Here is an 11,922-nt window from a genome sequence, read left to right as displayed (position 1 = left end):
TGGAGAGCTGATTAAAGAGGCGCGCATTGGCCTGAAATCCGGCGGCCTGGGCGAGCGCGGTGAGGGTGTCTTCGTCGGCCTCGAACATGTTTTCGACGGCAGCGCGCTGTTGCTCGGCGCTGAGGATGGTTAGCGCGGTTTCGCGAGCGACGATGTGCTGGATGCGCCAGTGGCACGCGACGATCTCCTCAACGAGCGCGAGCTCCTGCCTGGTTTCGGCGTGGAAATCGTTGGCGTATTCGGTGCGGAGCGATTCGAAGATGGCGGGGTCTTCGCCGGGGAGGAGGACTTCGACGGAGAAGAGACCGTGTTTGACGGCGTTCATGGACGCGCGTGCTTTGCCTTCGGGAGTGCGGGGTCCGGTGGAGTGCTGGGCGTTGGCGCGGTTGATCTCGGCGCGGGTGCGGGATGCGGGTTCGGTCTGCGGCGCGGCGGCCGGGGTGGATGGATCAGTAACGTCTGTAAGTAATGAAGGTGCTGGGGCTGACATGGTTGTTAGAGGTCTCCCTGGCTTTAGGATAGGACTTGGATAGGCGAGGACTTGGGATAATTTTGGGTAGGAGGGTTGTGTTAGTTGGTCAAAATATTTTTGGAAACGCTGTGATTGAGTGAACGGGTTCGCTTTCGGGAGAAGATCCAAAGCGGTGATTTCCAGGCGTCGATGAACTTCTCACGAAGGCGCTCGATGCGATGCAAAAGGAAGAGGCGTACTCCGAAGTACACCGGCTGGAAGAGCCGCGCCGAACCTGCGAGGGAGCTACGTCCTCGGACTGCTCCGCCATCTCCATAAGCACCGGCTAACATACCTCTTGCCAGTTGGTAATCGACGTTCGACTGGAAGAGTTGTGGAAGGCCCGGTGTAGGGCCGAACCCTCAGTTTACCTTCGAATGACGGCCTTTGGGTGATTTCTCGGAACTTACCCTTTCGAGACAGGTTACACGCCAAACAGGTTTTTCATGATCGCGCGCCTCCTTCGAGTAAGAGTAACCAAGATCCCGGGCGTTAGTGGGAAGTCCGGCGGACCCTTAACTCGATCATTTTCTGCGGCGGCCGATCGCCGATGGTTAGTTGCCCAAACTCAGTCCAGTCACCCTGGTCATTGATGCGGAGTACGGTCGTCGTCTTGAATTCGCCGAGCGTGAACCCCCACGAAATCGAGTCTTCGCCATCGGCCAGCTTAATCTCGGTTTCGAGCCATCGCCCGTCGTTGAAGGCTCTCATCCGATAGGTTCCGGCGTCATCGTCGAAGGAAATCAGCCCGAGCGCCTGAAGGGCGGGTCCGCCGTCCGTCTTGGTGCGGCCGACGCCCTCGATCACGAGCAACAGGCCGTCCAGTTTGAACTGAGCGGATTCAGTCTGCACCAAGTCCACGAACTGGCCCGGTCCGCGAAGGACCGAGGCCTCGCCCGACCACTCGCCAATCAGAAACTCGAGCTTTTTCATAGCGGCCCGCTGCGTCTCGATGCTCGGTGTCTTTGGTGTTTGCGCCATATACGCCTGCTCTTAACACTAGGATGCCCCCTTATCTCCGTTGGCACTTCAACGAGACTATCGCGGGCACTGATTTATTTTAGCCAGCATTAACTTAGTCAATACGCTAGCTGCCGACGTTTGTCCCCGGCAACAACAGAAGATAGTGACGCTATATTATGCGGGCTCATGATCGCGCACTATTGTGCGAGATTACGCACTTAGTTACCTGTTTCCACTATTGTCATTCCGGAAATTCAGCGATATTCTTTGCCCAAATGGTGGGGTCTATAGCCGTATCGTGCGACGAACGCGACTGAGGCGAGTCTTTGAAATTCTGATACTGCTATGGATCATCGATCCAGCAGGAGGTGAAAGCGACGGAGGGCATGACGTTCCGGTTGAACTAATAGTTACAGGTACACCTGAAGAAGCCAACAAAATTCTTAATTCGATACACGCCGGCGAGGAGTTTGGCGCCCTTGCACGCCAATATTCGATCGATGCGTCGGCCGACGCCGGGGGACAGCTCGGGACTGTAGACACCGACAGTCTGCGAGAGGAGTTGAAAGACGCGCTGCGCGGCATCAAGCCGGGTGAAGTTACAGGTGTAATCAAAATCCCCGCGGGTTACGCCATTCTTAAGGTTCTGAAGGAACCCGAATCCGCCGACCCTACTGAGGCGGACCGCGACCGGGCGGCGACTGCGCTAAAGAATGTACGGTTGATCCCCGACGATTCCGGCTATGGAGAATTCTTCCAGGCCATCCGCAACAGCCTGCCGACCGGATCGGACTTGCGTGCGTGGCAATTGGACCTGAAGCGCGTTTGCGCGACGCGTGAACAGGCGCCGCACGACGGCATAGCGGCGATGCAGAAGCTCATTGCAAACGAGGGTGCGGCTATGGATACTTTCCACCTAGGGTACAGCCACTATACCCTGGGGCAGTTATGGTCCTCCCAAAGGGACTTCGATGACGCCATTAAAGAGCTGGACGTAGTTTACCAACTCGCTCTATCGGCATCAAACTACCCACTTGCCTGGCACATGGAGGAAGTGCTAGGAACCAGCTACCTGCATCGGGCCGCTTTCGCTGACCCTGCCATAGATCCGGTTATCAATCAGGCGCTCCTCTTTCCGTCGCACCCTGGGACGCTGCATACCAAGCGCGCGGACGCGGAGAAGGCGATCGACTACCTGAGCCGGGGTCTGAAGCGCGAACCTTCCAACACGGAGTTGCAGTGGCTGGTAAACCTGGCGTACATGGCGGCGGATGAGTATCCATCGCAAGTCCCCAAGGAGTTCCTAATTCCACCCTCAACCTTCGCGTCAAAAGAAGACCTAGGAAGGTTTCTGGATGTGGCGCCCGCAGCAGGTCTCGCCACCTATGGCAACGCGGGGGGTGTAGTTATTGACGACTTCGACAATGACGGTCTTCTGGACGTAGTGACGAGCCAAATCGACGATTGCGCCCCGCTGCGCTTTTTCCACAACAATGGAGATGGAACATTTACCGATCGCGCGGGCGCGGCCGGGCTCGGAGGGCAGACGGGCGGGCTCAACATCATTCAGGCGGACTATAACAACGATGGCTGCGTGGACCTGCTGGTACTCCGCGGCGGGTGGGAAATTCCGAGGCGCCACTCCCTACTGCGAAATAACTGCGACGGCACGTTCACGGACGTTACCGCACAGAGCGGGCTACTCGATGGGCCGCTGAGTTCATCGCAATCCGCGGTATGGCTGGACATCGACAATGACGGCAAGCTCGATCTCTTTATCGCTAACGAGAACGCTCCGAGCCAGTTATTCCTCAACAAGGGAGACGGGACCTTTGTCGACATTTCGCATGAAGCGGGAATTGATCGAACCGCATTCAGCAAGGCGGCCGTCTCAGCCGATTACGACAACGACGGCTATCCGGATATCTATGTCTCCAACTTCAACGGCGACAACTTTCTTTACCATAACAACGGGGATCGTACATTTACCGAGGTCGCACGACCGGCCGGAGTCAACTGGCCCTGGATGAGTTTCGGGGCCTGGTTCTTCGATTATGACAACGACGGACGGCCGGACCTCTTCGTCACCTCCTACTTTTTCTCTCTGGAAGAAGTTGCGCGAAGTTATATGGGATTACCCCGCAAAGGGGAAACGCTGAAGTTGTATAGAAATCTCGGGGACGGGAAGTTTGAAGACGTGACATCGGCTGTCAAGCTGGATCGTGTCTTCATGCCCATGGGCGCCAACTTCGGAGACATAGATAACGATGGTTTCCTGGATATCTACATGGGGAGCGGTAATCCCGCCTTTACTTCTACGCTGCCTAACGTTTTACTCCACAATCAGGGCGGCAAGCGCTTTGTCGATATCACTACCTCTTCTGGAACCGGAGCGCTTGCGAAAGGCCATGGCATAGCTTTCGGAGATCTGAATAACGACGGAGACGAAGATCTGTTTGTGGTGATGGGCGGCCCTCAACCGGGTGATCGATCGCCCAGCCGTCTGTTTGAGAATCCCGGCAAACATGGGAACGACTGGATCACTGTGCGGCTGGTCGGGGTAAGGTCCAACCGAAGTGCGATTGGCGCGCGCATCGCCGTGACGGTGGTGAACCAGGGACAGGGCCGCCGTACTATCTGGCGCACGGTGGGTAGCGGCGGATCGTTCGGCGCCTCACCCCTACAGCAGCATGTCGGCCTGGGTAAGTCGGCCCGGATTGAAAAGGTCGAGGTATGGTGGCCCGCCTCGAAGACCAAGCAGACTTTCGAAGGCGTCGCGGTCAATCAATTTTTGGAAATCAAGGAATTTGAGAAGAGCTTCACCGGCGAGACGCGGCGCTCGTTTCAACTTGGCGGTCCGGCGCGAAGCGCTCAGCGTCGAAATGCTTCCGGTCTTTGAAAGGATCTGGCGGATGAGATACGGAATATTGTCTTTGCCCTTAGTGTTCGTCCTCGGGCTTTTTGCAGGGTCGGTTGTACAGCAATACGAGGTTACCGGGCTAGTAATAAGTGTAGATGCCCCGCACAATACTGTACTGGTTTCTCACGAGCAGATTCCAGGGTATATGGATGCAATGACGATGCCGTATCGGGTCGAAGACCCACGCATACTTAAGGCTCTAAAGCCTGGCGAAACAATCGAGTTCACGCTGGTTATCGGCAAGACATCATCTTATATCTCACGCGTGCATGTACGCGAGTACGATAGCCTGGAACGCGACCCTGTCCAGAACAGGCGTCTCGCGCTTCTGGATGAGGCGATGCAAGTTAGCGCAGGTTCGCAATCCACGTTGAGCCCCGGACAAAACGTATCCGACTTTTCGCTGGTCGACCAAGCCAATCGTCCGGTCACACTCTCGGAGTTCCGCGGCAAGGTGGTAGCCATTACTTTCATATACACACGCTGCCCGTTGCCCGACTATTGTATGCGGTTGTCGAGCAACTTCGCGCAACTTCAGAAGCGTTTCAACGATCATATGGGCCGGGACCTGATACTCCTCAGCATTACCTTCGATCCGGATCACGATCGCCCGGATGTGTTGGCGAAATATGCGGGCCAATGGAAGGCGAATGTTGAGGGATGGCATTTCCTAACAGGCACGCTCAGTAGCGTGAAGCAGGTGTGCGGGTTGTTCGGTATGAATTTCTGGCCGGACGAAGGCCTGATGACGCATTCACTGCACACCGCAATCGTAGACCGCGAAGGGAAACTGGTTGCCAACGTGGAAGGCAACCAGTTCACGGCCATCCAGCTGGGGGACCTGGTGGAAGCAACTCTAACCCATAACAACCCGCAAATCAGCTCAAGATAGCGGCGATCGGTTGGTCTGATATGGGAAATCAACCGGGTGTCCCTCGGGACTTCGGCGCACTCGAGAAGCGCCGGCTGGAAGCTATCAGCCTGGTGCGTCAGGGCATTCCGCAAAAAGAAGTAGCGCAAAGGTTAAAAGTTAGCCGCCAGACGGTAAGTCGCTGGGTGACCAGGCAGCGGTTGTTGGGGGATGAGGCGCTTAAGAGGTCGACACGAGTCGGCCGCATCCCGGAGTTGAGCGCCAAACAGCGTGAATTGCTTAAAGGCCTACTGGCGCAGAGTCCGCGAAACTTTGGCTATGACGGCCAGTTGTGGACGTGCCCCCGCGTCGCGCGGTTGATAGAGTCCCAGTTCGGAGTGGTGTACCACGCTGGGCACGTCTGGAAAATATTAGTGTCGTTAGGATTGCGTCGGGCGGGCGTTGAGCGCGTGAAGAGCTGCGGAGTATAGAAGCGGCATTGGCTGACTTTTGCAAAGTGCCTGAAGGGCGGGCCGACCGCCGGTCCTGGTGCGGCGGTCCACGAACTGGTTTGGTCCGCGAAGGACTGGCGCCTCCGATACTCGCGCTTCCCGGATACGGTCAACGCGGCTGCCGGCGGCGGACCCTCCCTTTCGGTCGGGCTCGGAGTGGGGCGGTGCGGTTCTCTTTGCATGTTTGGTTGTGAACTCAATAGATTCAGTACGTTACAGAGGCGCGACGATGTCGAGTACTGAAAAACCGAAAATAGTTGTTGAAACTTCCTAATGTTTATCGGTATGGTAGTGAATTATCTTGCCCTTCCTGTTTGCGCTGGGCGGGCTGTCCGGCAGCGGTGCTCGGATTGGCGAATAAAGGATGACACGGTTGATTCTCTATGAAAACTAAGAACGTACTGAACGCGTTAGTAGCGGGGTTAGTGCTTGCGGCAAGTGCAAGATTCTCACTGCAGGCTCAAGCGACACAGCAGTTTCAGGGAGTGGTTGGCCGGACCCTCGCCGAATCCAAAGAATGGTGGCCGGAACCCGTAAAAGCGCCCGCCGGCGCCCCCAACGTGGTGTGGATTTTATTGGACGATGTGGGATATGGCGCTCCTAATACATTCGGCGGGCTCATCCAGACTCCCACGTTCGACGCGCTGGCCGCCAATGGCTTGCGTTATACCAACTTCCATACGACCGCGATCTGCGCCCCAACGCGCTCGGCGCTGCTGACGGGCCGTAACAGCGCAAGCGTGCACATGTCCGGGTTCGCGCACACGGTTATGTCCGCCGGATTCCCGGGGTGGGACGGCAGGATGCCTTCCTCGGGCGGAACGATTGCGGAAATCCTCCGCGAGAACGGTTACAGCACGTTCGCGGTCGGCAAATATGGTCTAACCCCTGATGAAGAGTCGACGGATGCAGGTCCTTTCGATCATTGGCCAACCGGAAAAGGCTTTGACCATTTCTTCGGGTTTCTTGGTTCGCAAACCGACCAATACAAGCCGGATCTGGTGGAAGATCAGGTTCACGTGCGTCCCGATGGGCGCCACTTAAGCGCGCAGATCACCGATAAAGCCATGACTTACATCGATCGTGAGAAGAAGGCGGCTCCGGATAAGCCGTTCTTCCTCTATTACGCACCGGGCGCCACGCATGCTCCGCACCAGGTCGATAAGTACTGGAGCGATCAGTACAAGGGTAAGTTCGATCAAGGCTGGGATGCTTACCGCGAGGAGGTTTTTGAGCGTCAGAAGAAACTCGGCGTGATTCCGGCGAATGCAATGCTTCCCGATCGTAATCCGAACATCAAGGCCTGGGATCAATTGTCAGCGGACGAGAAGAAGCTCTATGCACGCTTCATGGAAGTGTATGCCGGTTATCTGACGTACACGGATTATGAAGTGGGCCGATTGATCAACCATTTGAAAGAGATCAATCAATTGGATAACACGCTGGTGTTCATTTCGATTGGCGACAACGGCGCAAGCAAAGAGGGAACCTTGAACGGGGATATCGATCGTCCTGTGTTCGGCAAGCCCATGAGCGAGCAAGAGCTTATTAATTACAACCTGAGTAAGATTGGCGAGATAGGTACGTCCGCCGCCGTCGAGGGGAATTATCCGCTGGGCTGGGCTCAGGCCGCAAACACGCCTTTCAAATTCTGGAAGCAGGATGCGAACAGCGAAGGCGGCACCCACAATCCGCTTATTGTTTACTACCCGAAAGGGATCAAGGACAAAGGCGGAATCCGCACCCAGTACAGTCATGTGATCGACCTTCTTCCGACGACGCTTGATCTGATCGGGATCAAGGCTCCTGAGCAGATTCGGGGAATCAAACAACAGGCCGTCGAGGGAACTTCATTGGCTTACTCGATTAACGATGCCAACGCGCCTACCCGTCACACCTTGCAGTATTACTATATCTTTGGTTCGCGATCGATTTACCACAACGGGTGGAAAGCCGAATTAGCCTACCCCAGCAGCTTCATCACCGGAAACGCGCAAAGTAAACAGCCGTTCGATGAAAACGCCTGGGAACTCTATAACCTGAACGAGGACTACACCGAGCGAGTGGACTTAGCCAAGAAATACCCTGAAAGACTGGCTGAGCTAAAAGCTCTGTTCGAGGAAGAGGCTAAGACACATCATCTCTATCCGTACATTACGTGGGACGATGTGCTAAATGGACGAATTCACCACACCAAAGACTCGAAACCGTTTATGGATGCGGTGAGAGATATAACCAAGCCCGGCAGCGGCAGCGAGTAGCCCTGGTAAGCCCTCGGCGCCGATAGCGGCGGATTTGTGACTTGGAGATCGTATCGATCGTGAGTGTCCGGCACGTTCAGCACGAGAGGTTCTGGCCGCAGATCCGGCCAGGCGAAGGCGCTAGTGGGAGAGCGCTTCAGAATCGATTGGCTGCCGTTGCTTGTGATGCCGATTTCCTTCGCCTGGTTCGGTTTGCGGCGCTCGCGCCAAGGAGAATCGGGCTAGTTTCCGTCCGCCGGGCGCGCCGGGTTGCCCCCCGGCTTGCTTGCTCTTTCGAAAAATCTTCGCGATAGATCGGGCCAAAACTCCCTAAAGACATTGGTTGCCATCGCACAGCCAAGCTGCGCGCCGACCGCAACCGCGGAGCGTTCCGCGTCGCGATGTTTTGCGTAGTAGAGGCTTGAGATGGCCACGTTGCTGGAAGCGCCAAGCACTCTGGAATAATTGAACGCCGTAACCCCGGCGTCCGTTTGCGTCCAGAAGACGCGGCTGAGCGCATACAGCACGCGGGCGCCGGTGGAGCCGCCGCCGATTCGGAAGTATCTGGGATCCTGGTGAAGCAAAGAAGGATAGACACCCTCCGTCAGGAAGTCGCCGAGCACGTGGTTCGCATAGGCAGCGCCGGCATAACGGCCGTAACCCGACGCTTCCTGCCCAAAGGAGCGATTGGAGTTGAGTAACTGCGCGGTGCCCCCCTTCAAGGCCGCAAGCATAACGGCGCCGGGGCCGAAAGCGTCCGCGCTCGCGATCGCGAATTTGTTCCTGGAGCTGATCGGCACGTAGGGAGATAGACAAGGGGAAACGTTATGACTGGGGAAGATCCCCAAAAAGGGCTTGAACCGCGGCTCTAGAACGCTGGCGGTCGTCAAAGACGATCCGCTATTCGCGTCGATGCTCTGGCATGCGTCCGGCGCGTTGGTTTGGCCCTCGATACGGCCCAGGCAAACCGCGCAGCAGCCTATGGCGACAAGGGCGGTGGAGTTAGGAAATTTAGGACGCCGCCGGTAAAGCAAAAAACCAGTGCGATCTTGGCGCGTAGCGCCTTTGAATACTTCCTGCCGGAGCGGCACTTCGGTCATTGCCGGTTGTCCTTCTCATGCAGGAGCTAGCCGGTCTGGGCGGTTTAAGCGGCTGGAATGTGGTTTAACGATAACAGAAAAAAGACGGAAAAGGTAGCGGCCCCAGGGATGTGTGGACCCTCGGTTATCTCGCCCGCCGGCGTGTGTTACTAAGAGACTTGTGAATCCCATACAGAGTCTTGAACTTTGGTTCGTAACAGGCAGCCAGCACCTGTACGGTCCGGGGCCGCTTGCCCAGGTTGCCGAACACGCGGCGAGCATCGCGGCGCATCTGGATGGCGCCGAAGTTATCCCGGTGAATGTGGCCGCGAAGCCGGTGATGGTGAGCGCGGAATCGATCACGGCGCTCTGCCAGCAAGCAAATGCCGACCAACGGTGCATCGGCCTGGTGCTATGGATGCACACGTTTTCGCCCGCGAAGATGTGGATCAACGGCCTATCCCAGTTGCGCAAGCCAATGCTCCACCTGCACACGCAGTTTAACCGCGAGCTGCCCTACGCGACCATCGACATGGATTTCATGAACCTGAACCAGGCCGCGCACGGGGACCGCGAGTTCGGGTTCATCACCGCACGCCTGCGCCTGGCGCGCAAGGTCGTCGTCGGTTTCTGGCAGGAGGCGGACACGCTGGCCGAAATCGGGACATGGTCCCGCGCGGCGCTTGGATGGCACGAGTCGCAGCACCTGAAGGTCGCGCGCTTTGGGGACAACATGCGCAACGTGGCCGTCACCGAGGGCGACAAAGTAGAGGCGCAGCGGGTATTCGGTTACGAAGTCCACGGCTACGGCATCGGCGACCTTACGGATCGCATGTCCGAGTTCTCCGATGCGGCTGTCTCGAAGCTTGTGGAGGAGTACCGGGACACCTACACGCTTGCCGACGCTCACAACCGCCCGGCGTCCCTCGCTGTCGCGGCGCGCATCGAGCTCGGGCTTCGCGCTTTCCTGACCGGCGGTGGCTTCGGCGCGTTCACCGACACCTTTGAAGACCTTCACGGGATGGGTCAACTCCCCGGGATCGCCGTGCAGCGGCTGATGTCCGACGGATTCGGCTTTGCGGGGGAAGGGGACTGGAAGACTGCCGCTCTGGTGCGCGTCATGAAAGTCATGGCCGCTGGACTCAACGGCGGCACGTCCTTCATGGAGGACTATACGTACGACTTCGCCGGGACACCGAAGGTTCTTGGTTCCCACATGCTGGAGATCTGCCCGAGCGTCGGCGCGGACAAGGCTGCCATTGAAGTGCATCCGCTCGGCATCGGGGGCAAGGCGGACCCGGTACGGCTTGTGTTCACCTCGGGCCCGGGGCCGGCGATCGTCGCCAGCGTGGTCGACATGGGCAATCGGTTCCGCATGATCGTTAATGAAGTCGATGTGGTTGCGCCCGATCAACCGTTTCCTAAGCTGCCGGTCGCACGCACCGTCTGGGTGCCGCGGCCGAGTTTGAAGGTGGCGGCGGCCGCGTGGATCTACGCGGGCGGGGCGCATCATACGGCTTTCAGTCAGGCGTTGCGAATCGAGCACGTCGAGGACTTCGCCGAGATTGCCGGGGTCGAACTGGTTTGCATCGATAACGACACGCAGCTTCGCCGCTTCCGGCAAGAATTGGTCTGGAGCGACGCGGCCTTTAAGCTGCGCTAGTCTGCCATGGTAGAGTCTCAAAACACCGCTTGCTTACCGTTCCACCCGGATAGGGTCAGCGCGGCTGACGGCGGCGGACCCTCCCTTTCGGTCGGGCTCGGAGTGGGGCTTTGCGGCTTCCCCGACCCGGCCAACAATCGGATTTCACGACGGGATGTTGGTGGGACGCTTAGGACGAAGAAGCCATGCTGGAAGAACTGAAACGAGAAACGTGGGAGGCCAATCTCGAACTCGTCAAACGCGGGTTGGTCCTTTATACGTTTGGGAACGCGAGCGGCATTGACCGCGCGCAGGGGCTCGTCTGCATCAAGCCAAGCGGAGTGGATTACGACGAGCTACAGCCGGAGCAAATGGTCGTGACCGACATGGAAGGCGTCGTTGTTGAAGGCTCTCTGCGGCCCTCGAGCGATCTGAAGACGCACCTTGTTCTTTATCGAGCGTTTCCATCTATTGGCGCGGTGGTTCACACGCACAGCAAGTACGCCACGGCGTGGGCCCAGTCCTGCCGGGACATTCCCGCGCTGGGCACCACGCACGCCGATTACTTCCACGGACCCGTCCCTTGTACGCGCGAGCTCACCGATGACGAGATCAACGGCGATTACGTGCTCAACACGGGGCGCGCGATTATCGAGCGCTTTCAGGGCATCGATCCGCTGGCCATTCCCGGCGTTCTGGTTGGCGGGCACGCACCTTTTGCCTGGGGCCGCACGCCGCACGACGCGGCACACCATGCGGTGGTCCTTGAAGCTGTAGCGGAGATGGCATTCATGACTGTTGTGCTCAACGCGAATGCCGGCGTTTCGCAGGCGCTGCTGGACCGCCATCACTTCCGCAAGCATGGTCCGAACGCCACGTACGGGCAGCGCTAAAGGAGACCAAGATGCCAATTGTTGCCGGCGCGGATTTCGGGACTCTGAGCGTCCGCGTCACACTCCTCGATTCGGAGCGCGGCCGCCTCGGCACGGCGGTCGCGGAATACCCGCTGCACCGCCGCCGGGAAGACCCCGACTATGCCACGCAGTCGCATAGCGATCAGATGGAGGCCCTGGTCAAAGCGACTCGCGCGGTTCTGGACGAGACCGGAACGCGCGGTGACGACGTGCTCGCCTTTGCGCTGGATACAACGGGTTCCAGCGTGATCGTCGTTGATGCGGACTTGCAGCCGCTCGATGAATACTATC

General features: G+C 57.9%; 9 protein-coding genes and 1 pseudogene. 7 read left to right on the top strand and 3 right to left on the bottom strand.

The window, feature by feature from the left end; translation table 11 throughout:
* Positions 1-490, bottom strand: a pseudogene (locus H1Y01_RS13140) (hypothetical protein); the annotation flags it as partial.
* A gap of 513 nt (positions 491-1,003) precedes the next feature.
* Positions 1,004-1,492: a hypothetical protein gene (locus H1Y01_RS13135; RefSeq protein WP_180540969.1), complete on the bottom strand. Its 489-nt coding sequence runs from the start codon at positions 1,490-1,492 to the stop codon at positions 1,004-1,006.
* 280 nt (positions 1,493-1,772) lie between these two features.
* On the opposite strand from H1Y01_RS13135, the gene H1Y01_RS13130 reads away from it, so the two are divergent.
* From H1Y01_RS13130 to H1Y01_RS13115, 4 genes are all read left to right on the top strand, one after another.
* Complete coding sequence (locus H1Y01_RS13130; RefSeq protein ID WP_180540968.1) at positions 1,773-4,373, top strand: FG-GAP-like repeat-containing protein; 2,601 nt, start codon at positions 1,773-1,775, stop codon at positions 4,371-4,373.
* A 28-nt stretch (positions 4,374-4,401) separates the two neighbouring features.
* On the top strand, positions 4,402-5,286 hold the full coding sequence (locus H1Y01_RS13125) for an SCO family protein (RefSeq protein WP_219341520.1): 885 nt from the start codon (positions 4,402-4,404) through the stop codon (positions 5,284-5,286).
* Between the two features lie 20 nt (positions 5,287-5,306).
* Positions 5,307-5,735: a helix-turn-helix domain-containing protein gene (locus H1Y01_RS20090; protein ID WP_180540966.1), complete on the top strand. Its 429-nt coding sequence runs from the start codon at positions 5,307-5,309 to the stop codon at positions 5,733-5,735.
* A gap of 404 nt (positions 5,736-6,139) precedes the next feature.
* Positions 6,140-8,017, top strand: coding sequence for an arylsulfatase (locus tag H1Y01_RS13115; protein WP_180540965.1), 1,878 nt, complete (start codon positions 6,140-6,142; stop codon positions 8,015-8,017).
* Between the two features lie 221 nt (positions 8,018-8,238).
* Here the strand turns inward: H1Y01_RS13115 and H1Y01_RS13110 are convergent, their stop codons facing one another.
* A complete protein-coding gene (locus H1Y01_RS13110) occupies positions 8,239-9,096 on the bottom strand; it encodes a hypothetical protein (RefSeq protein ID WP_180540964.1) in 858 nt (285 codons plus the stop codon).
* A gap of 160 nt (positions 9,097-9,256) precedes the next feature.
* On the opposite strand from H1Y01_RS13110, the gene araA reads away from it, so the two are divergent.
* The 3 genes from araA to H1Y01_RS13095 form a co-directional block, all read left to right on the top strand.
* Positions 9,257-10,738 carry an L-arabinose isomerase gene (gene araA, locus H1Y01_RS13105; protein ID WP_180540963.1) on the top strand — a complete coding sequence of 494 codons (1,482 nt, stop codon included), beginning with the start codon at positions 9,257-9,259 and terminating at the stop codon, positions 10,736-10,738.
* 185 nt (positions 10,739-10,923) lie between these two features.
* Entirely contained in the window at positions 10,924-11,610 is a 687-nt protein-coding gene (locus H1Y01_RS13100) for an L-ribulose-5-phosphate 4-epimerase (RefSeq protein WP_257644452.1), read from the top strand.
* 11 nt (positions 11,611-11,621) lie between these two features.
* The coding region (locus tag H1Y01_RS13095) for an FGGY family carbohydrate kinase (RefSeq protein WP_219341519.1) at positions 11,622-11,922 on the top strand (301 nt) is incomplete at its 3' end.

Origin of the sequence: Nevskia soli (assembly GCF_903970205.1) — a bacterium.
GTDB lineage: Bacteria > Acidobacteriota > Terriglobia > Bryobacterales > Bryobacteraceae > Bog-113.
This window is presented reverse-complemented; position numbering and strand designations above follow the sequence as displayed.